Annotated in this window: 17 protein-coding genes; 11 read left to right on the top strand and 6 right to left on the bottom strand. The window is 36.5% G+C overall.

Translation table 11 applies throughout. From position 1 onward, the window contains the following. Positions 1 to 9 precede the first annotated feature (9 nt). From EG339_RS20905 to EG339_RS20885, 5 genes are all read right to left on the bottom strand, one after another. The gene (locus tag EG339_RS20905) at positions 10 to 2,511 is read right to left on the bottom strand and encodes an alpha/beta hydrolase family protein (RefSeq protein ID WP_123871810.1); all 2,502 of its coding nucleotides are present in this window, start codon (positions 2,509 to 2,511) and stop codon (positions 10 to 12) included. Beyond that, a complete protein-coding gene (locus tag EG339_RS20900; RefSeq protein ID WP_123871809.1) occupies positions 2,511 to 3,872 on the bottom strand; it encodes a RagB/SusD family nutrient uptake outer membrane protein in 1,362 nt (453 codons plus the stop codon). Before EG339_RS20900 ends, EG339_RS20905 begins: the two co-directional genes overlap by 1 nt. A gap of 10 nt (positions 3,873 to 3,882) precedes the next feature. Beyond that, entirely contained in the window at positions 3,883 to 6,972 is a 3,090-nt protein-coding gene (locus EG339_RS20895) for a SusC/RagA family TonB-linked outer membrane protein (RefSeq protein WP_228459661.1), read from the bottom strand. Between the two features lie 152 nt (positions 6,973 to 7,124). Next, positions 7,125 to 7,955 carry a FecR family protein gene (locus tag EG339_RS20890; RefSeq protein WP_123871808.1) on the bottom strand — a complete coding sequence of 277 codons (831 nt, stop codon included), beginning with the start codon at positions 7,953 to 7,955 and terminating at the stop codon, positions 7,125 to 7,127. A 95-nt stretch (positions 7,956 to 8,050) separates the two neighbouring features. After that, on the bottom strand, positions 8,051 to 8,575 hold the full coding sequence (locus EG339_RS20885) for an RNA polymerase sigma factor (RefSeq protein WP_123871807.1): 525 nt from the start codon (positions 8,573 to 8,575) through the stop codon (positions 8,051 to 8,053). A 623-nt stretch (positions 8,576 to 9,198) separates the two neighbouring features. Here EG339_RS20885 and EG339_RS20880 point away from each other — a divergent pair. From EG339_RS20880 to EG339_RS20840, 9 genes are all read left to right on the top strand, one after another. Beyond that, complete coding sequence (locus EG339_RS20880) at positions 9,199 to 10,599, top strand: transglutaminase family protein (protein WP_123871806.1); 1,401 nt, start codon at positions 9,199 to 9,201, stop codon at positions 10,597 to 10,599. A gap of 24 nt (positions 10,600 to 10,623) precedes the next feature. Further along, positions 10,624 to 11,709: a putative toxin gene (locus EG339_RS20875; protein WP_123871805.1), complete on the top strand. Its 1,086-nt coding sequence runs from the start codon at positions 10,624 to 10,626 to the stop codon at positions 11,707 to 11,709. A 20-nt stretch (positions 11,710 to 11,729) separates the two neighbouring features. Beyond that, the gene (locus tag EG339_RS20870) at positions 11,730 to 12,101 is read left to right on the top strand and encodes a hypothetical protein (protein ID WP_228453198.1); all 372 of its coding nucleotides are present in this window, start codon (positions 11,730 to 11,732) and stop codon (positions 12,099 to 12,101) included. After that, on the top strand, positions 12,098 to 13,075 hold the full coding sequence (locus EG339_RS20865) for a hypothetical protein (RefSeq protein WP_123871804.1): 978 nt from the start codon (positions 12,098 to 12,100) through the stop codon (positions 13,073 to 13,075). Before EG339_RS20870 ends, EG339_RS20865 begins: the two co-directional genes overlap by 4 nt. Before the next feature lie 139 nt (positions 13,076 to 13,214). Then, the gene (locus EG339_RS20860) at positions 13,215 to 13,982 is read left to right on the top strand and encodes a DUF2314 domain-containing protein (protein WP_123871803.1); all 768 of its coding nucleotides are present in this window, start codon (positions 13,215 to 13,217) and stop codon (positions 13,980 to 13,982) included. A gap of 25 nt (positions 13,983 to 14,007) precedes the next feature. After that, positions 14,008 to 14,328 (top strand): hypothetical protein, encoded by a 321-nt coding sequence (locus EG339_RS20855; protein ID WP_123871802.1) that lies wholly within the window; start codon positions 14,008 to 14,010, stop codon positions 14,326 to 14,328. A gap of 28 nt (positions 14,329 to 14,356) precedes the next feature. After that, positions 14,357 to 15,382: a hypothetical protein gene (locus EG339_RS20850; RefSeq protein ID WP_123871801.1), complete on the top strand. Its 1,026-nt coding sequence runs from the start codon at positions 14,357 to 14,359 to the stop codon at positions 15,380 to 15,382. A gap of 143 nt (positions 15,383 to 15,525) precedes the next feature. Continuing rightward, the gene (locus tag EG339_RS20845; protein ID WP_123871800.1) at positions 15,526 to 16,161 is read left to right on the top strand and encodes a hypothetical protein; all 636 of its coding nucleotides are present in this window, start codon (positions 15,526 to 15,528) and stop codon (positions 16,159 to 16,161) included. A 68-nt stretch (positions 16,162 to 16,229) separates the two neighbouring features. Then, positions 16,230 to 16,412: a hypothetical protein gene (locus EG339_RS20840; RefSeq protein WP_076351056.1), complete on the top strand. Its 183-nt coding sequence runs from the start codon at positions 16,230 to 16,232 to the stop codon at positions 16,410 to 16,412. Between the two features lie 71 nt (positions 16,413 to 16,483). On the opposite strand, the gene EG339_RS20835 is transcribed toward EG339_RS20840, so the two are convergent. Continuing rightward, positions 16,484 to 17,266, bottom strand: a complete 783-nt coding sequence (locus tag EG339_RS20835; protein WP_123871799.1) for an XRE family transcriptional regulator — start codon at positions 17,264 to 17,266, stop codon at positions 16,484 to 16,486. Between the two features lie 77 nt (positions 17,267 to 17,343). Between EG339_RS20835 and dinB the strand changes: the two genes are divergently transcribed. Continuing rightward, positions 17,344 to 18,492, top strand: a complete 1,149-nt coding sequence (gene dinB, locus EG339_RS20830; RefSeq protein WP_123871798.1) for a DNA polymerase IV — start codon at positions 17,344 to 17,346, stop codon at positions 18,490 to 18,492. Positions 18,493 to 18,502: 10 nt separating this feature from the next. Continuing rightward, complete coding sequence (locus EG339_RS20825; protein WP_123871797.1) at positions 18,503 to 21,568, top strand: DNA polymerase III subunit alpha; 3,066 nt, start codon at positions 18,503 to 18,505, stop codon at positions 21,566 to 21,568. Positions 21,569 to 21,578 lie beyond the last annotated feature (10 nt).

Raw genomic sequence — 21,578 nt, 5'->3', positions numbered from 1 at the left:
AAAGGATGCCTAATCGGCATCCTTTTTCAATTGATTGATCCAGTCTATATTTTTTTCATTTTTCAGATGGTAATCCCACCATTGTATTATCCGTGTACTAAGATCTTGTTCAGCTGATGTACCGTTGATAAAAGCATGGCTTTGGTTTGGATAAAATAAAGCTATAACATCTTTTTTATAGCGTTTTAAGCCTATGAAAAATTCCATTACCTGGTCCCATTGAATATTTTCATCTTTTTTGCCTGCCCAAAGAAGTATTGGGGCATTCATTTTTTCTACATTTAAAATCGGACTGTTTTTCAGATATAAAGACTTGTCTTCTGCAACGGATTTACCCAGTTCATATTGTTCATTTTCAAACTGCCAATAAAAGGGACTGATAAAGTTGTAATTATAGGAATAGTAAGAGCGAATAATATCACTGTTACCAGCTCCGGAAACGTAAGTGGCAAATCGGTTTGAATGGGTGGCGATAAAATTTGTCTCATATCCACCATGTGAATGGCCCCCGAGCCCAATTTTTGTCGCGTTAATATTGGGGTTCTTCAGCACGCGGTCTAAACCTCGTTCTACGCATTCTAGCGCCGATAACCCGGTACCTGAGTCATTGTATAAAATATCTGGTAGGAAGACAAAGTAACCCCTTTCAATTAAAGTCCTTATCTGGAATCCTACAGGAAACTCATTATTGGGTGAAAGATATTCATTTGACTCCTGTCTTTGTCTTTGGTAGATGTGAACAACCATTGGATATATCCGTTTTGGATCAAAATTAGTAGGATAGTATAAAATGCCATTTAGTTTTTTTCCGATGGCATCAAAAGAAATGATTTCCTGTTTGATCCTTTTGGCACTTTTATCATGTGAATAACATTCCATGATTATCTTTGCTGTCTTTGCTCCACTATAATGCCGTAAAAACGGTGGTTTATTGAAATTTTCCTCTACAGTATAGAAGTTCCTAAACTTTTGATCAAATACGATGTGGTTGATCCGATTATCAGTAGACGGAATAACTGTTTTTGATTTTCTATTTTCGATAAGGTAGTAGGAGGTTGTATTGTTCAGCAAACTATAACCTTCAACTAACAGTGGTTCTTGCACAGACAGAGATGGAGCGCGGTTATCATTTTTATAAACGTTGTTTTTAATCCTAGTTATTTGACCATGTGCAATATTCATTGGACTAAGCTGTTCTTTCTTGAGGTTATAAATCCAGAAGTCATCCGAACTTTCAAAAAAGATATTTTCACCGTCTTGCGAAAAGACAGGAAGCTCTAATCCTTCCTTTTCTATTACACGTTTTATTTTGCCTGAAACATGAAATAAAGTCCATTTAATTCCGTCTGTGCTCGCAAGAAATCTTGCACCATCAGGCGAAGATATGATTTGTTCAAAAATAGTTTTATGTACCTTTCTGCGGTTTAACCTTCTGACCGCCTTAAAATTGCCGATGGGGATGAAGGTATCCGAAAAGCTATCATATATTTGCGCATCATTGAGGTCTTCTGGACTGAGATTAGATGTCAGGTAATTGAAGTCTTTACGGGGAATATAGGTTAAGAAAAATCTTTCATTATTTAGCGCTTTAACTTCGAATCCTTTGGTCGATGTTAACTCTTTAATAATGGATTTAGTCGGATTATAAAACCAGAATTTTTGTGATTTGGCTTTAAAATATAGTTTATCCTGTCCCAGATACGTATCATTACCATACCAAATTTCTACATCCTCCTTCTGGATCTCGTCAAATTTAACCTTTGCCTCCAGTAGGAATGCCTTACCTTTCTGGATTTCTGTAAAACTTATTTCTGCCAGTTTGGGTATTGGAATTTTAATGTCAGTTCCAGTTGTTCCAATAATTACAAGCTGGTCATCTGGCTCACCTTTAATCCCTTCGGTAATAAATAGTTTGTCACCAGAAATACTAATATCGGTTTTTCTTATATTATGAGGTGTACTATAAGCACAACGGATATGTTTCGAGGAGAGATCCCAGATTTCATGGCTGTTTTCAACTTTGCGTACCACATACAATCTATTTTGTTTATTGATACCAAATCCCTCGATATTGTTTAACTGTTCTAATTTACCGCTCTGATCATATATTTCGATTGTCTTTGCCCTTGTTAGCAGAGCATATCGATTTAGAGCAGTTAATGCATAAACATTGCTGATATTTTCGTGCAAAGATTTACTTCCATTTTTAAGATTGATAACTTCAACGTTATCCCTATTTTTTCCTATGACGAGCTGGTCATTTAAAAAGGTGGCACTGCCCGCTATTTTGTGGAGGTTTTTTCCAGACAGACTTTCAGCAACGTAGGTAGTGTCTGTGGCGTTCCTTGAAAATTTATTGATAGATATCCATTTACCTGCGGGAGAAAGTTTTGGTGCTCCTCCCAATTTGGCAAACTTCGTTTTCCAGGCTGTTATAGTGTCCGGATAGCTTTGTCCCGAAACGCAAATACAACCTGTAAACAGCAGTAATATTTTTATTATAGTCAACATTAATATCCGGGGTTTTGAGGTTTCAGGTTAGCATTTAAAAGAATTTCTTTTTGAGGTATTGGCCATAATTGATGGAAATCTTTCCAGTTTTGTTTTGTCGCTTGTAGCGTGTTCAATTTTCCTGTTCTTTTTAAATCTAGAAAACGATGTCCCATTTCCACAAAAAATTCTCTCTTATCTTCAAGTAGGATCTCCTGCAGAAGTAGTTCCTTAGCGATTGGGATTGTAAGAGGAGCAAGTTGCGCGCGCAGTTTTATTGCATTGACGTAGGGCAGTGCCTCATCAACCTTATTCTCCTGAGCAAGTGTTTCTGCCAGTAAGAGATAGGCTTCTTCAAGCCTAAATACAATCGAATATTCGTTGGTATTGGTGTTGTTACGGTTTTTATATTTCTCCACTCTGTAGTAGGAAACACCACCAAAATCTACACGTCCTATCCAGTTCTGTTTACGGAGATCATTATCTTGAAATGTATTGATCAACGATTCCGAAATTGCGTAAATATTTGGTAATGAATTGGTGAAATAAAATACTGTGGCCTGCTGTAAAGAAGCATTGTTGTTAGGTTTTAATTGCCATAGTACTTCTTTTCCAGATTTCGTAAAAACCTTTGTAATGTCAGATTCAATCTGATACAAGGGGCTCTGTATTATTTCTTTCAATAAAATTTCAGCTTTATCCCAGTTCTGTCCAGCCATATATACTTTAGCCAGTAGCAGTTTCGCAACAAATCTGTTCGGGTAAATCCTCTCGGGATCTTTATATTCATTTTGAAGCAGCGAAGAGACTTCCAGAAGATCACGTTCCAAATTTGTCAATACGGTGATTGATGATGTTTTTTCAATGACATTATTGACTTTGTAATCTGTTGATTCAGGATAGGGAATATCTCCATAAAGTTGGTTTAAATAGAAGAACATAATACTTCTTGTCAGTAGAGCCTGCCCGCGGAACCAGTTTTTGTCACTGGCTGAAATCCCTTGTGAACCTGAAATTCCCTCTATAATAGCATTCGCAGTGTAGATGTGCTTGTAAGCGGTTGCCCACGCGTTCAGCATGATACTGTTTGTATCTGTGTGCAGATTTAAAAACAGATCTCTGCTATCAGATGCGGTTGTCGTATAATTTTGGAGTTCATCTGTATATGAGCTCAAATAAGTCTCAAGATCACCGCCCGCAATTGGGGAACTTTTCATCAGGTCGGCATAGTGTGCAGCAAGAGCAGCATTTGCTGTCTGAATATCCTCGAAAACTTTACTTTGGTCGATCTGGTTGTCAGGTGTATTTACATCTAATAATCTATCGCATGATGCGGCTGTTAAAATGAATATCATCAGTATGACAAAATTTATCTTTTTCATTTTCTTTTTTTTAAAGGTTAAATTGAATTCCGAAAGAGTATGTTCGGAGTGGTGGTAAAAAACCAGATGTCAATGCTTCAGGGTCTACGCCAAAAAATTTTGTCCAGGTCAAGAGGTTCTGGCCCTGAAAATAAATTTTTACATTTTTAAATGTACCCTCTGTTAGTGGTAGCGTGTACGCAAGCTGAATGTTTTTTAAACGTATGAAGGAAGCATCAGAAACTGCGGCAGTACTAGTACGGAATAGGTTATGTATATTCGTGTTTAAGGTACTGTATGGCATGTAGTAACCTGTAGGGTTCTGTGGTGACCAAACGTCAAGTACTTGTGTAGGCTGATTGCTCATTGTTCCCGGAAGTGACATGATGGAGTTGTAATTCCAACCTTTCTTTTTAACAAATTGAAAGAGAATGGATAAATCCCAGTTTTTGTATCGGAAATTGTTGCTCCATCCACCGAAATATTTGATGCCAATATCGGCTACAACCTGTCGGTCCTCCGGGCTCGTAATTTTACCATCACCATTAAAATCCTTGAATCTATATTGACCGGTTGATGGGTCGATTCCCTCGAACTGATATAATTTTACAATATTTGTGGGCTGGCCAATAACATATTGATTTGCATAGGATGAGCCTGCCAGTCCGGGAAATGATAGCAGCTCGTTACTGGGGAAGCTTATGTTAAAACTTGATTCCCATTGCAGGTCTTTCTTTGCGATCGGGCGACCTGTAATTTCTATTTCCAGTCCTTTATTTTCTATAGTCGCGTTCAGATTTGCCATAACACTGGAAAAGCCTGTCACTGCGGAAAGCTGATATCCAACCAACTGACTTGAAGAGCGGTTGCGATACAAGGCTGTACTGAGTTTTAATCTATTTTTAAAAAAGCCCAGTTCAACTGCGGCCTCCATTTTTTTCGTTATTTCCCAGCTGTAATCCGGATTGTAAAGACGGGAAGGAGATAGGCCAGTAATATTGTTGTAGATCAATGTTGATGAAACAATATAATTGTTAAGAAACTGAAAATCACCGATATTGTCACTTCCAGCAGATCCGTAACTAGCACGTAGCTTACCTGTGCTCAACCATTCCAGATTTTTTAAAAGGTTTTCTTTCGAAAAATTCCAGGCTGCTCCTATGGCACCAAAATTTGCAAATCTATTATTGGGGCCAAAACGACTGCTACCGTCGCGTCTGCTTGTTAAATTCAGTATATATTTATTTTTAAATTGGTAGTTAAGCCTACCATAGATTGCGGCGTACTTATACTCAATGTTGGAGTTTTCCAACATCATTATAGTTTTTGCGGCGGCTATATTACTTATGAACTGATTGCTTTCAAAACCAAAACCCAGCTCTTCTTCGGTATCTCTGACCATACTCTGAAAAGTTCCTCCGAAAAGAATCTGTAGATTATGTTTGCCCCAGTTTTTTGCCCAGTTCACCTGTGGTTCTATAATAAAGGAGAAAATGTTCTGTTTTTTCTGGCGTGCCTGTGAATTTGCACTCGAAAGGCCACTTCCAATGTTAGGATTATAGATGGTATTTGGCTGTAGGGCCAACTCATCGACCGTCGTATAATTTAGTCCTGCGTTAACCTTAACTTTAAAGTCTTTAAAAAGCTTGTATTCTGAGTTTAAATTTGTTTGGAACAGCTTTGTGTCATTGTTGTAGGATGCATTATAGGCTGCTAGCGGATTTGTAAATGTATTGTTAGCCCAGTTCAGACTACCATCAGGGGTGTAGAGCTGAGGTGATATAGGAGATAGTGTAAACGCTCTTGTTGTCAGATCACTATAAATAACATTATTTTTTTGTTGTGTGAACAAATTTGAAACATTGATCTGAAATCGGTTATCTTCTGAGCGATGTGATAGATTTGAGCTAAAATTATTAGAAGTGTATTTAAAATCCTGTCCATATACCGTTGTCTGTTCGTTATGACCTAAACTCACCAGAAAGCTTGTGGTTTTGCTGCCTCCATTTGCTGATAGCTGGGTATTATTGGTCGTAGCCTTTTTACCTATCAAAATTTTTTGCCAATTAATTCCATTCTGCTGATCCCACACACCATTTACATCATAGGCATTTGATGGGTAGGCAGAAATACCATCATTTTTATAGGCTGTACGGCGCATGTTTAGATATTCATCTTTATTGAGCAGGGTAAGATTGGATATAGCTTCGCTTATTCCATAATTGGTAGAAAAATTCAGGCTTACTTTGCCGGATTTACCTTTTTTTGTAGTGATCAGTATAACACCATTCGCTCCTCTTGAACCATAGATTGCTGTGGCATCGGCGTCCTTTAGTACTTCGATGCTTTCGATATCATTAGGATTGATTGTATTTAATGGGTTGATATTCCCTCCGGGTATGATTGTCGATGAGATCTGAGATTTCTGGGGACTTATTTCACTAAAGGGAACGCCATCCACAACATAGAGAGGGACGTTACCGTTTTGTTCTGTAAAAGTTCCTGTTCTTAAGCTGTTTTGTCCTCTGATCTGAATCTCAAATCCGGCGCCAGGTACACCACTATTCTGAATAATGTTGACCCCTGTCATACGCCCCTGAACAGTTGATAACACATTGGTAACAGGCTGGTTTTCTATTTCTTTTGCTGTTACCTTAGAAATACTACCAGTGCGTTCCTTGTCTCTCACTTTATAGTAACCAGCATTTAGGATAACTTCTTCAATGGTTTGAGTTTTAGATGCTTCGCGTAAGGTATCTGCTTTTGCGATAGAGGGTTCAGACAATTCAATATTATCAGATGTTATCTTGTTCTTTTTTGGTCGAATAATTACACTATTATTATTTATTAAAGCTTCAACTGGTATATCTCTTAATAGCTTGTTTAAACAATCAATTACAGGTTCGTTCTTACACTTTAGCGGTTGAACCGTATAATTTTTTAGGTCATCATTAGAGTAGTTATACGGTATGTTATTTTTGGTTAGAAATTTTTCAACTGCTTTTGTTGCAGGAGTTTTACCGATTTCAAAACTTACCCTCATTTGGGAGAGATTCTGTTGGGCATGTAGCCCGTGCCAGCCGAATAATAGAAATACAGCGGCACTGCATAAAATTTTCATATTTTTGCATGTATTTAAAAATTAATAATTCCGTTCAGTTTTATTAGTTGGATACAGGACCGACGGTTGCGCCCGTCGGTCTTCTCTATTAAGTCCAACCTAACTTAGGGCAAATGTCTGGGATCATGTCCGCAGTAATCAAAGACCGGAGTTTACTCCTCCAGTTCAAAAGTATTAACATTGGCTTTTTTTATATTTAGGTTTAATTGTATTGAAATATTTTCCATTAGCTCATCTACCGTGGCATCCTTACTCAAAATAGATATTTTTGAAGAGGCCCGGTCTGCGGGAAATATGATTTTAATCCCATAAGTCCTTTCTATGATCTTTAAGGCATCCTGTAAATAGAAGTCGGTAAAAGCTAGCGTAGCGCTTATCTTTTTCTTTTTGAAATCATCATGGGCTGTTGGTGCTACAGTAGCAACTTGATTGGAGCCCATATTTGAAAATGTTTCTTTGGGCTGTATAATATAAGATTCTTTGGGTTTTGAAGAGTTGCTCACCTGAACTTTGCCCTCATACAGATCTACTTTAAAAGTAGCCCCTGTTTGCACCACTTTAAATACAGTTCCTAAAACTTTAGCTTCATAGGAACCAGCATGTACAATAAATGGATGCTCTTTTGATTTGCTGACCTTAAAGACTGCATTACCCTCAAGAAAAACATCCCTTGTATCAGAAGGAAAGGTTTTGTATACTGTTAATTTTGCACCTTTGGAAAGGGTAATATGAGAATTATCCGTTAAGGTTATTGCCAAATCATTATCCTTAGCGAAGTATATGTCAGGTAACACATACATTCTGTAAGTTATAATAGTACCGATTAACAGCAGGATTGATGCTGCAATTGCAGATACAAAGCGGGTGATTTTTCTTTTTTTCTTTTTGGCTTCGTGCGCTCTTATCCGAGCGATAATAGCGAGCCAATCCTCTTCTGCCTCCTGGGGGGTGAGTGGTTCTACGTAAGGTTCATTATTGTTCATAGGAAAAGGGTCTTTTATTACATTTAGGAACGAAATGAAAAAAGATCCCCTCTGGGAGTATTAATTTAACTCTTTTTAGCTGACTTTAACTCATTTTAAGAGTTTTTATGAAAATCTTTAAGAAAAATCAGTGCTTTAGAAATTTGTTTTTGCACAGTTTTTTTTGGCAAATTAAGCTGAGCGGCAATTTTTTGCTGAGTGACACCATCAAGTTTGTTCATTGTAAACATTTTCTTACTTGAAGCCGGAAGCAATTCAATGCTATCCTGCACCGCTTGCAGTTGTTGTTCTTTTTTGAGTTTGGAATCCAGCTGATCGACAGCATCGTCGGGTGTTTCAGGAATAGCATGATCATTTTCAAATACATGTTTTCGCTGTGTTTTGAAAAATTTTGAAATTTCCTGATTACAGGTCTTAAAAATTATATTTTCAGTATTCACACCACCCAGCGACTCCTTATATTCCCATAGGTGGAAAAACACATTTTGTGCGATATCACGAATATCATTTCTATTCTTAACTTTTCCTTTGATGTAATGAAACACACGTTCTCGATATGTATTATATATGGATTTATACATATCCTCTACATCAATTATATGGTTAGAGAAGAAAGTCATTATAAAAGGTTTCGGAGGTCTCGCGTTACAAATTTAATTATATTTTATTGAATAAGTTAATTTTTGTGATAGATTTGCATTGAATCTTACAATTATTTGAATAATTTTATGTAAAATTGGAATTGCTCAATAATTGTCTAGATATGTGTAATTACATCCTTTGATGGTGAAATTAAATTTCGTTTAAAAAATATTTATATATTTACATCCTAAAATTTATCGAAAATAAAATAAAGCGTAAGCTGTCAACTGGTTAGAGAAAACTGCGAATCTTCTTTACAACCATTATTTGACAGACTTACGCCCGTGTACCATTATATGGGCATGGGCTAGGTCGTCTATATGGTTGTCGGGTTCTCGCAGTACCTCTCTAACATAGCGTCATAGTTCCATGCCTTTTGTATTTTACCCCTAAAAATACATAAGTGCAAATTCGTAATAACATCGATTATATTACGACAGGTTTTGACGTTATCGCAGTTTAATTTTGTTTTTAAAGAATTAGAAATGAATAACTAAACAAAGTAAATAATTCAATTTTCCGTGAAAATACCTATGTTTTAGTTTTTATAAAATAAATATATTGCGAAGCCAAAATCAACCTATAAGGACACATAAAACCGATGAAACAAATTATTTTACTTTACTACTTTATAGTTGGATGTTATTGTTATGGACAACGATTACCAAAACTTCCTGAGACTCCTCAGCAAGCTAATTTAAATAGTGTTCCGGTGATTCGGAATGAGACATCCAATTTGTCTTCTAGAACGAATAATTACCCAAATTTTGTAAATCCACAGAAGAAAGTTAATTACCAGTCCGATCAAGCGCATCTAAATAAAGAAGTTGAACGTCAGATCGCAGAGATTCGTGCGGAAGCATTTTCAAGAAATTTTAAGCTATCTCCATTGTCAGACAAGAAAGGAACTAGCGCATATTACAATGCATTTGAACATCTTTCAAAACTTGATTCTGAAAGTTATTCAATTGCTGATGCAGTTTTTATAGTGGAAAATGCATACAATAACAATGATAAAAATTTTCAGTCAACTTATCAGGGTCAAATCCAAAAAGCCACAAATATCATTCGTAAAGAAATAAAAAATAGTGGAATTGAAGATTCCGACAATGTTTCTAAAAACTTATCCATTTTCAAATACTTCGCGGAGGACAGTAAACTTAACGGAAAAGTAGTGCACAAAGCAATGAAGTATGATTTTGATGATTATATGGGCGCAAAGGATTACTCCAAAATGTTTGTTTCCAAGTTGATGAAAACCAATACAGGACAATGTCATTCGATGCCCTTGTTATACCTTATTTTAGCTGAACAAATTGGTGCGGAAGCTTACTTGGTTATGTCACCCAATCACTCTTATATCCGGTTTAAAGATGCTGATGGCGAAATGTTAAGTGTTGAGCTTACCAATGGGATGTTTTCTGCAAATTCATTTGTTCTTAATTCGGGATATATTAAAGCAGAAGCACTAAAGAACAAACTATATATGCAGAATCTAACTAAGCGTGAGATCTTATCACAGACTTATGTGGATCTTGCCAGCGGATATATCCACAAATATGGTTATGATGAATTTGTCTCCAAAGTTCTCGATAAAGCATTAATACTCAATCCAAATAATATAAATGCAATCTTATGGAAGAGTAACACGGATCAAGTACGCTTTATGCAGGCTTGTAGTAGGTTTGGGATTGATCCTCAAATTAAAGAGCAGCTTCAAAATATCCGTAATTATCCACCACTGGAAAATCAATTTCGCCAAATAAATATAGGCTTTGATTATATTGATCAATCAGGCTTTACCCAGATGCCGCTTGATCAGTACGAAAAATGGCTTGGATCATTAAAGAGTACAGAAAACCAGCAAAAAAGTAATGAAATCGCTGAAAGGATTAAGATCCTAAATGCACAAAAGCAAAAAGAATCCAATAAAAAGCCAAAACCAATCACACCGAAAAAAGAATCCCCAAAGATCTACAAGATTCCAAAGGAATTTTTATAAAAAAAATCAAAAGACAAATAAATTATGAGAAAGATTTTATTTTTTGTTTTCCTATTCCTTGTCTGCTCTTCGCAAGCGCAGGTAAATCAAAAGAAAAAGAACACAAAACAAAAGGAATGGGGAAATCCCGTTAAACTGACCAAGGAAGAGCGATCTCGCCCCTATATGACTGAGGTACTAAAAACGAGAGATAGTCTGAGCCCTCAGGAAGCTGAAAGAAGAAGAAAGAACATTGAAGCCGGAAATCCCTTTAAGAAATATGGCTATTATCCCAAGGTTGCGACGTTAAGCAAGGGAAAATACTTGGAATTTCACGATCAGGATAGCGTGGTTACTATTGGATCGGTGCGATTTAATGTAAAAAAGGGCGAAGTTGTCGATTTTTTAGAAGTGAATCTTGATGATCCAGATGCTCAACCGATCGGAGACACACATGGTCGCTGGATCAGTCCCGATCCCCTAAGTGAGGAATTTAGTAGTTGGAGTCCCTACAACATGTCTTTTAATAATCCACTAAAGTTTATTGATCCTGATGGTAGAGCTCCAGAAGAGGTGAATGGATGTTGCTGGTGGCTTCGGCTAATGCCTTTATTTGAGGAGTCCTCAATTAAACCAACTGTTATTGAAACGCTTACAAAAACAGGAGAAGTAGGAACTAAAGCAGCAGAAAATTCAGCTCGACAGGAACGTTTTAATTTTGGTCGATATGTTGAGAAAAAGGAGCTTGCTGAAATGGGGAAGGATAAAAATACGCAAACTTATGAATTTACAGATCCAAAAACAGGGAAAATAGGGCGTACCATTCCAGATGCAATGACAGATGAAGGTGGAACAATTGAAATTAAGCATGTAGTAAAACAGTCTTTCACTAAACAACTCAGGGGTCAACAACAAATTTCTAAAGGCAACGGTCAGGAGGCAATATTACATTTAAATAAGTCAGCAGAAATTACTAAACCTTTAGAAAATTCTGGTATTAAAATACAAAGATATGTTGCACCTCCAAAACCAAAAATAGATAATATGAAAGTTACTCCTGCTCCAGCGCCAAAGCTTATGCCTGTACCAAAACCTAAAGATCCTTGTAACGGTGTTCCTGGTTGTGCATAGTGTTAAATTTATTATATTTAATGATGACTAATATTGAAATATTGCTTGACGCTATTAAAGAGCAAGCAGAAAAATTTTTACTTGAAAATGGTGAATTTGCTCCATATGCTACTTATGTTAGAGCAAATGGCAAACTGACTTATATTTCCGCTTACTCAGAATCAACCGATTCAAAAGAAATGTATGATGTTTTATTGGCCGGAGCGTATGAAGATCTTAAAGATGAAGATGTTCGGGTTTATGCTATAGCTATGGATGGTAAGTATCAAGGAAAAGATGTATTAGTAACAGAGTTTATCCTATCACCAGAAGACAGATATCAGCAACTATATCCGTATAAAATAGAGAATAAGAAAGTAATATTTGGTGAGAATTTATTCAAAAAATCATGACAAATAATCCATATTTGACTTTTAAAAACGATGAATTTGCGAAATCTGAAATTTTAGCTAAAGAGCTAAATATTTCTGAAAGTGATTTTATTAAAATTCAAAATTGGTTTTACTTATTGCTATTGAAACATGAGCAAGCGATTCATGATATGGAGGAGCAGGTAAAAACAGAAAAAGAATTGGAAGCAAAATTCAACCAACTCATTTCATCAGAAATCGAAAGGAAATGTTACAAATACATCCTTCCTAAGTTGTTGCATTACAACAATGTATTCAATGATGCTTTTTTGAGGTCATTGTATGTTGTAAGATTAGGTGCATTACTCAGAGATAATTTGATAGGCAAATTTGTAAAGGACAAGATGATTGTATATTCACCAGAAGATTTTTTTCATATTACTGTTTATCTTAGAGATAACTATTTCGTTTCGCCCAACAGTAATTTCATAGAAGACATTCTAAAAATAGAACATGTTCGTGGTATTTTTAAACAGGCTACTAACGAAGTTAAGTTTTCAACTTTGAAAAATATATTGCACATTATTCAGCAAAAGACCTTTCACCATGATATTATCTGTTTTAAAAAGATTTTAAAATTGGTTTCGCCTAAGGATGTCGCATTAATTGATTATTTGAAAAAATTTCAAGTGGAAAATCAGCAGGGCTGTTATAAAATCTTGAATGGCATTTTTAATTTAGAAATTGCTGAAGACGATTGGGATGATTTTGACATTAAAGTTCAGCTTATTAATTTCTTTGATACTGGGCGTGGTGCTAATCCATCCGCAGGTTGGAAAAAGAAATTTCAGGAGCTTTCGGGAACTATTGATAGTAAAAAGCTTTTACTAACCGCCAATACAGTTTTGAAAAATGACAATTGCAAAAACTTTGAGTTTGATTATGGGGCGCAATGGGGGGATGATACAGCAAAACGATTTTTGAAATCGGCACAGTGGATAAGAGCTATTTTATGATGAATAATCCTCGATAAATTGATCTGTTTGAACTGCATTGTATAACCCAAAATGCGATGTGTAAAGTTATAAATTAAAAGATGTCTGCTCGACTATAATAATATAACCCTAAAACAACGGTGACATTCACCTGTGAAACATGAATAAAAGTTTTCAGTTAGAGGTAAATCAAGAATATCTCTATTTATTATATAAAGCAAAAAACACAATCTGGTATTTCAACGAGCTAGTTAAAAGTGGTTATTCTGGTTATTCTGCGATCAAATTTCAGAATGAGAATGGCATTTTTGTTTGGTTAGAAAATATTAGGATTGAAGATAGCTATTACTGTGGAGTTTTGTCAGAAAATAATGAGCCAAAAAAAGTCCCTTTAAATACAGCTATAGACTGGATGATTATTGAGGGGCAAAGAATGCTTGGAGGCTACTCTATAAGACATTATTGGAATTCGCTGGGAGAAGAGGAAAAACTCAATTTTGAAATAGAATGTGGATTTCGAATTGACGAGGGTAATGATTTTTTCAGACCAGATCGTTCTACGCCTGAAGGTGCAATTTTAAGTATTGAGGAGTTTTATGGTCACAAAGATCTTGATGGAATTATTTCCTGTAAAGATTTCAGGAAGGAAGCTGAGAATATTATGATAGGACATTCTGTAGAAATTACTGAGAAGACCCATGAAATGATAACATCAGCCTTGAAAGTATCATTTTTTGAAGAGTTGGAGTTAAATGGGTTTCCAAAATTTGAAGGTTTAGACAGGGTTTTCACCATGGAATATCAAAGAGAAGATCAGCAATTAATAGAGGAGAAGGTTATTTACAGTGACGGTACAGTTACTATAAATAGACTGTGGGTATGGTATTCTGGCAAAGATGGCTGGAAAGTATTGAACCTTGTTGAATGAAATTAATTATGAAATGCGAATAGAGATGAAATTAGAAGATATTATTAAAGCAGTCAGACGCAATTCACTAGCTACCTTGTTAGGCGATCAGTATATAGACCTGGATTTTGACAAGATTATAATTTTTGCAGAACATTCTGTTAGTACAGATACAGAATATCAGTTTTTTAAGTCAAAAAGAGGTATGGGCGAATTGCTAAAAGCGGATAATATTAGTTATGAACGTCTGTGCTCGTTGAAGGAATTAAGCCGACTAATAGATTTGTTCCTTGCGAAATATGATAAAAAAACCGATGATGTATTGGTGATCGAAATCATTGATCATCTTGATAACAATAAAATCTAATACTCTTTATGATTAAGAGTTCCAAATTATGAAATACTTTATTATTACCCTAGTTCTTTCAATAACCAATTTTGCCAAAGCACAACAAAATAAGTTTTACGATGATGCTTTTCAGACGATAAATAATATGTTGGCTGATAAACAGGCTTATAGTTTTAAAACTGCTTTGCTAAGTGTTGAAGATGCTTATTATCAAGGTAAGCTGGATACAGTCGAAGTAAACCGGAAAATAAAATTCATGGCCAACTTTGCAAAAAAAATTATAGAAAGTAGAGACTTGACCTATGACGGAAACGATAAAGTAGCTGTGAGTAAATATGCTGCTATATTTTCAATTATCTGTCAAGAAACACCGATTGTTATAAATAAGGATACGCTTCATTATAAACCCTTTTCTTATGATTTTAATGACGTTTTTGGTCAAAAAGAGCTAACAAACCTTTTTGTTTCCAAACTGGTCAATACGCAGAAAGGTAACTGTAATTCTCTACCATACCTATATAAAATACTTGCAGAAGAGATTGGTGCTGATGCGAGTTTGGCGCTGGCTCCAAACCACATCTATATTAAGCATAATATAAAGTCAATAGGTTGGTACAATACGGAATTGACGAGTGGTGTTTTCCCACAGGATGCATGGCTTATGGCATCGGGATTTATACATTTGGATGCGATACAGAACGGTGTTTATATGAAGGCTTTAACTGATCGTGAAAGCCTTGCCCTATGTCTGGTGGATCTTGCCAATGGCTACAAGAGATCTTTTCCCGAAAATGATGGAAGCTTCGCCCTGAAATGTGCGGAAAGAGCTTTGCAGGTTTATCCTTATTTAGTGACCGCATTGATTTTAAAAGCTGAAACGCATAAGGAGCAATATCAAAAATTAGTTGCTACTGAACCAAAAGCAAAAGAATTGCTTTCTTTGTTGAATAAAGAATATAAGCATATTCATGAAATAGGTTATCGAAATATGCCTGAAGGAATGTATTTGGAATGGTTGGTTTCTTTGAAAACTGAACGAAAAAAATATGAAGACACGAGGTTGTCCCATTAGTTCGGTTTAGTTTTTAAGTGTATACTCAAATAAATTTCCCTTTAACAAAAGATATTATAGTATTATAGCGGTCCAGAATTATTAAATTATGCCAAAAATTATGAACTTTAAATCATAGTTAGGACATATAAATAATTCAAATTATGACGAATGAATATAGAGATGCTGTAAGAAACCATTATTTGATACTCAAAGAACAGGGGATAATTTCAAATAATATGCTGTACTTAACTCCAGCGAAGGTTAGAAATGAGTGTATCATGAGCTACATGGAAATTACGAACCATTATGATATGCGTACACTCAAAAATTTCATGGATAAGTCAATGAAGGACGAGGTTTCGCTTTTGGAAGTTAAAATGATTAATCCGGCAAAATTTAAGCCTTTAATTTACTTCCTGAAAAAGGATAAGAATACTTCTGAACTAGCTATAGAAATGGCGGCCTGGCTTTTGAATTTTACACCACGTCCATATAGCTATTTTGCATATTTAAAGCACAAGGAGACCGGAAAACCGATCAATCCATATCTGGAACAACATGGTGTATCCGATTCGATGTTATCTGTTCAAGTGAAAGCCCCTGAAACCTTTCATGAGCCAATTTCGCCGCAAAGTCATACACTTGAGATTGTGAGAAATGAATTAATGAATGGGAATACAGTGGAAGGAGATTCTAACTATGCTGAAACTCCAGTCATGATTGAATATCCTTCTGGCGTTAGGGTCATTGTTAAAAGTTCGGATATTTCTTTTATATCAAAGCTGATCAAAATATAAATCTGATTATTTCAAAGAATTACGGTAAACCGTAAAATCTCTGTGTTTTGTTTATTATTTTTGGGATAATGACGAAAGAAATAACGCTAGGATCGCTCCCAGAGAATAAAAAGTTTATTTTTGGGGGTGTAGAATTTACTAAAAAATTCAATACGGATAGGGAAGACGAGTTCACGATCTGCCACATTGGGGATACCGAATTTGCAGTTTATATTTCAGGCTGTGCCTGGGTTAAATATGAAAGTGAATAGCAACAGTTATCTTCAAAAACAATCGGAAGTCTCCTAAGGTGACAGGCTTCCGATTGTTTTCCTAAATTCACTCAATTCTTTATAGCTGCCTTTAATTCCTTTATTTCCTGCATTAATCTCAATAACATTGATTTTACATCTTCACTTGCAAAGTCGATAATCTCAAGTTCCTGGGGTGAATAGCTGCCAGCATGTTGCCAGATTTCCCATAAGTCAGAAAAAGGAATTTCATAGTTTTCATAGAAGCTTTCATTTGATTTCACAGTGATGGACTTTTTATTTATGCTTTCTATCCGCTTAAATATAAAATCGGTGCGTGTGATAAGGAGATAAACTTTACCTAATTTTATATCACTAATACGCTCTACGTATTCTCCAATAACATACGTGCCATCTTTGTAAGGGGGCATAGAATCGCCTTCTGCGGGAAAAGCCCTATACTTACCATTTCTTAGAAATGGAAGAGACATTGTCTGTAACCCCTCGATGTATTCAGGATCTGCATATCCTTTAAGATAGCCCATTTTAGCTTTGTAAGGAACTATTTCTATCTTGTTTTCCCCTAATGAGTCCGTCTTAATAGGAAGCAGTATTCTGTTATCCGGCAGATTGAGCATTTCTTCCAGTTTATATTTTCTTAGGTCAACAGTCAATAATAGATCTGTACTGATATGATAATAGCGGGAAATAGCTAACAATACATCCAGAGGAGGAGTGTATTTCGCAGTCTCATATTTTGCGTATGAGTCTCTGGAAATCATCAATTTCTCAGCAATTTTTTCTTGTGAGAGATTAGGTGCCTGTTTAAGTCGCAAATACCTTATGTTATCCGCTAGAATAGAGAGTGTTGACATTTTGTGACAATTTATCACAACAAAAGTAATATAAATTGTGATAAATCTTCTCAATTTTGCTAAATAATTTAGTAAACATGAATCGGTCTATCGTACATATGGATTTAGATACCTTCTTTGTTTCCTGCGAGCGGCTTGTAAACTCACAGCTTAATGGTATCCCATTGATTATTGGTGGAGGAGACCGCGGTGTGGTTTCTTCCTGTAGTTATGAAGCAAGAACTTTCGGCGTTAGATCCGCCATGCCAATGAAAATGGCGCTACGTCTTTGCCCACAGGCTAAAGTAGTGAAGGGCGATATGGAATTGTACAGTAAGATGTCCCATACTGTTACAGAAGTTATTGAAGAAAGCGCACCGGTAATGGAGAAAGCTTCCATCGATGAGTTTTATCTTGACCTTACCGGTATGGATAAATTTTTTGGGGCATATAAATGGACGAATGAGTTAGGTGCCAGAATTGAAAAAGAAACAGGACTTCCGATCAGTTATGCCTTGTCAATAAATAAAACAGTGAGCAAAATTGGTACGGGGGAATCCAAACCTCACGGTCATCGGGAGATACCTTCAGTAGGCGTTCATTCATTTTTAAACCCTTTGTCGATCAAAAAGATGCCTATGGTAGGGAATGCAACTTTTCAGCTGTTTTCAAGAGTTGGAATAAGGACTATAGGCACGTTATCAGAAATGCCGGTTGAGGTGCTCCAACAGATGATCGGAAAGAATGGTGTTGATCTATGGAAGAAAGCCAATGGAATTGATGAAACTCCTGTCGTACCATATTCAGAGAGAAAATCAATCTCAAAAGAAAGAACCTTTAATAGCGATACGATGGATGTGTATGAAGTTAGAAGTATTATTTCGGGAATGGCCGAACAGTTGGCCCATCAGCTTCGCCAAGAAAAATGGTTGGCAGCAACCGTAGTAATTAAGATCAGGTATTCAAATTTTGATACCGAAACCAAACAGAGCCGTGTAAGCTATACATCATCTGATCACACTTTGGCAAGAGTTGCGCTTGAACTTTTTGATAAAGTATATGTGCGAAGGATGCGTCTCCGTTTAGTGGGTTTAAGATTTACTGATCTTGTCCATGGTAGTTATCAGATGAATTTATTTGAGGATAATGCTGAGCTCATCAGCTTGTATCAGGCAATGGATAATATTAAGAATCGTTTCGGAAAAGATGCGGTCGGCAGAGCCGTGGGTTTTAATTTTTCACGCTAATTGCTCAACTATGTATTTGAACTGTCATTCCTATCACAGCCTACGTTATGGAACGTTATCCATTGACGATCTTGTATGCCAGGCATCCGCAATGGGTATTAAAGAGCTTGTTCTTAGTGACATCAATACGATTACGGGCATTTATGAATTTAAGAAAAAATGTGAAGAGAAAGGAATAAAGCCGATCGTTGGTGTTGAGATACGTAAGGGGAATGAATTGCTCTATATTGTCATTGCAAAAGAGTTTACCGGAATAGGAGAGGTAAATCGGGCTCTAACATCTTATAATTGCGATGGTATCGATCTACCTGAGCGACCAGATTTTGAAAACTGTTTTATCATTTATCCACTGAATGCTCACAGACCTGAACAGCTTAATGATAATGAATATATTGGAATTCAGGAGGGAGAGCTAAATATGTTGATCCGCAAAGAATATCAAAGGTTGATTTCCAAAATGGTCATATTACACCCTGTGACTTTCAGCACGAAGAAGGAATTCAATCTGCACCGGATTTTGAGGTCTATTGATAATAATATGTTGCTTTCTAAATTACCAGAAAGCGAAATTTGCTCGAAAACAGCGTATTTAAAATCACCACAAGTAATTTTAAATGACTACCGGAATTATCCGCAAATTATCCAGAATACAACTGTAATTCTTTCGGAGTGCGGTTTTGACTTTACATTCGAAACACCACGCAATAGAAAATTTTATACAGGATCTAAGAAAGATGACCTGCGGCTTTTAACACGGTTAGCTTTTGCTGGACTGGAAAGACGTTATGGGAAAAGTCACGGAGAGGCAAAACAGCGGATCGAAAAGGAATTGAAAGTTATTGATGAACTTAATTTCAGTGGATATTTCCTGATCACATGGGATATTATCAGGTATAGTAATAGTGTGGGTCTTATGCATGTTGGTAGGGGCAGTGGTGCGAATAGTATTGTCGCTTACTGTCTGGGTATTACCGATATCTGCCCCTTGGAACTCGATCTATATTTTGAGCGGTTTTTAAATGAGAACCGAAAAAGCCCACCGGACTTTGATATTGATTGGAGCTGGCAGGATCGGGATACTATATTGGAGTATATCTTTGACCGTTACGGCAAAGATTACGTTGCGTTCTGTGGGACGAATGTTGAGTTTAAGTACCGATCTATTATCTGGGAGGTAGGGAAGGTGTTTGGTTTACCGAAAGAGGAACTCGATGAATTGTCGAAATATCCTGAAAGAGTATTTCGAGATGAGATAGTACAGCAAGTTCAGAAGTATGGAAAGCTCTTAGAAAAGTTTCCAAATCAGCGTTCCATGCATTCTTGTGGGATTATTATTTCTGAAGAACCCCTGACAAATTTTACCGCACTGGAAATGCCGCCCAAGGGATTTCCGATCGTGCAATGGGATATGCATGTGGCAGAAGAAATTGGATTTGAGAAATTCGATATCCTATCCCAGCGGGGGCTGGGTACAATCAATGATACAGTTAGGCTTCTGGAAGAGAAAAGAGGAATTAAGGTAAACATCAAAGACACTAACATTTCCAAGGATGAAGAAAAATGCAATGAGTTTTTAAGCCAGGGAAGGACAATAGGTTGTTTTTATATCGAAAGTCCTGCGATGCGCGGGCTGCTGCGAAGGTTAAAATGTGACAACTATAAAGTGCTGGTGGCAGCATCGTCGATTATACGTCCAGGAGTGGCGCAGAGCGGCATGATGCGGGAATATATCTTTCGGCACAACAATCCAGATAAGTTTGAATATTTCCATAAAGTTTTTGAAGAGCAACTCGGTGATACCTATGGCATCATGGTATACCAGGAAGATGTTATTAAGATTGCGCTGCATTATGGGGGAGTATCCGCAGCGGATGGTGATATTCTCAGAAGGGCAATGAGCGGAAAAGGTAGGTCACTTTCGGCACTTCAAAAAGTAAAAGACGATTTTTTTGCATCTTGCAGACAACAGGGACACCCGCAAGAACTGAGTGCAGAGATTTACCGACAGATTGAATCATTTGCAGGCTACTCATTTTGCAAGGCACATTCTGCATCTTACGCTGTAGAAAGTTATCAGAGTTTATATCTGAAAGCATACTATCCGTTGGAGTTTATGGTGTCAGTTATCAATAATATGGGTGGTTTTTACCGGACGGAGGTGTATGTTCATGAAGCAAGGATGTCTGGTGGAAAGATTATGAATCCATGTGTAAACAGGAGTGAGCACCAAGCTACGATTTATGGCGATGAGATCTATTTGGGATTTATGCATCTTGAAAAAGTTGAATCAAGACTCGGACAATTGATTCCCGAAGAAAGGAGAAGAAATGGACAATACAAATCCATTGAAGATTTTATCAAACGAATACCTATTGGTATAGAAACATTGCAGATTTTGATTTTTATTGGGGCATTTCGGTTTACTGCTGTACCGAAGAATGAATTGCTTTTAAAAGCAAGGGTATTGCTTGGAGACTTTAAACCCGAACGTAGATTTGAAACGTTGTTTGAAGAACCTGTGAAGGAATTTAAATTTCCAGAGTTGAAAAGGAACATCTTTGAAGATGCATTTGATGAGATTGAGATTCTATCTTTTCCGGTGTCTTGCACACCCTTTGATCTGTTGCAGACAAAGTACAGAGGAACTGTGATGGCCAATGACCTTGTACAATACCATAAAAAGCAGGTGAAGATGCTTGCATATCTGATTTCGCGTAAGCATGTACCTACAAAGAGGGGGACTATGTATTTTGGAACCTGGGTCGATGTCAATGGAAATTACTTTGATACGGCTCATTTTCCAGATTCTCTTGAAAAGTATCCATTTCAAGGGGGTGGGTGCTATCTGCTTTTGGGAATAGTAGAAGTAGACTTTCATTTTCCTACGATTACAATAACTAAAATGGCAAAGATGCCATTTATTCCTGATCCACGATATTCGCACGATGAGGATAAGAAATACGAAGCACAGCAACGTATGAAAGAAGATGTGAGTATGACTTTTCGGGCACCTTATCCTCAGGAACATGAAATTGGATTACCAAGAATAGGTTTTGATAGCAAGTTAAAAGAGTAAATTAATTCAG

Origin of the sequence: Chryseobacterium bernardetii, from assembly GCF_003815975.1 — a bacterium.
GTDB lineage: Bacteria > Bacteroidota > Bacteroidia > Flavobacteriales > Weeksellaceae > Chryseobacterium > Chryseobacterium bernardetii.
The sequence above is the reverse complement of the archived record's forward strand: the minus strand, read 5'-3'. Positions and strand labels throughout refer to the sequence as shown.

Bases quoted from the DNA above. Each gene is read 5' to 3' on its own strand.
- EG339_RS20905 (WP_123871810.1), bottom strand. From the start codon at position 2,511: ATGTTGACTATAATAAAAATATTACTGCTGTTTACAGGTTGTATTTGC.
- EG339_RS20900 (WP_123871809.1), bottom strand. From the start codon at position 3,872: ATGAAAAAGATAAATTTTGTCATACTGATGATATTCATTTTAACAGCC.
- EG339_RS20895 (WP_228459661.1), bottom strand. From the start codon at position 6,972: ATGAAAATTTTATGCAGTGCCGCTGTATTTCTATTATTCGGCTGGCAC.
- EG339_RS20890 (WP_123871808.1), bottom strand. From the start codon at position 7,955: ATGAACAATAATGAACCTTACGTAGAACCACTCACCCCCCAGGAGGCA.
- EG339_RS20885 (WP_123871807.1), bottom strand. From the start codon at position 8,575: ATGACTTTCTTCTCTAACCATATAATTGATGTAGAGGATATGTATAAA.
- EG339_RS20880 (WP_123871806.1), top strand. From the start codon at position 9,199: ATGAAACAAATTATTTTACTTTACTACTTTATAGTTGGATGTTATTGT.
- EG339_RS20875 (WP_123871805.1), top strand. From the start codon at position 10,624: ATGAGAAAGATTTTATTTTTTGTTTTCCTATTCCTTGTCTGCTCTTCG.
- EG339_RS20870 (WP_228453198.1), top strand. From the start codon at position 11,730: ATGATGACTAATATTGAAATATTGCTTGACGCTATTAAAGAGCAAGCA.
- EG339_RS20865 (WP_123871804.1), top strand. From the start codon at position 12,098: ATGACAAATAATCCATATTTGACTTTTAAAAACGATGAATTTGCGAAA.
- EG339_RS20860 (WP_123871803.1), top strand. From the start codon at position 13,215: ATGAATAAAAGTTTTCAGTTAGAGGTAAATCAAGAATATCTCTATTTA.
- EG339_RS20855 (WP_123871802.1), top strand. From the start codon at position 14,008: ATGAAATTAGAAGATATTATTAAAGCAGTCAGACGCAATTCACTAGCT.
- EG339_RS20850 (WP_123871801.1), top strand. From the start codon at position 14,357: ATGAAATACTTTATTATTACCCTAGTTCTTTCAATAACCAATTTTGCC.
- EG339_RS20845 (WP_123871800.1), top strand. From the start codon at position 15,526: ATGACGAATGAATATAGAGATGCTGTAAGAAACCATTATTTGATACTC.
- EG339_RS20840 (WP_076351056.1), top strand. From the start codon at position 16,230: ATGACGAAAGAAATAACGCTAGGATCGCTCCCAGAGAATAAAAAGTTT.
- EG339_RS20835 (WP_123871799.1), bottom strand. From the start codon at position 17,266: ATGTCAACACTCTCTATTCTAGCGGATAACATAAGGTATTTGCGACTT.
- dinB (WP_123871798.1), top strand. From the start codon at position 17,344: ATGAATCGGTCTATCGTACATATGGATTTAGATACCTTCTTTGTTTCC.
- EG339_RS20825 (WP_123871797.1), top strand. From the start codon at position 18,503: ATGTATTTGAACTGTCATTCCTATCACAGCCTACGTTATGGAACGTTA.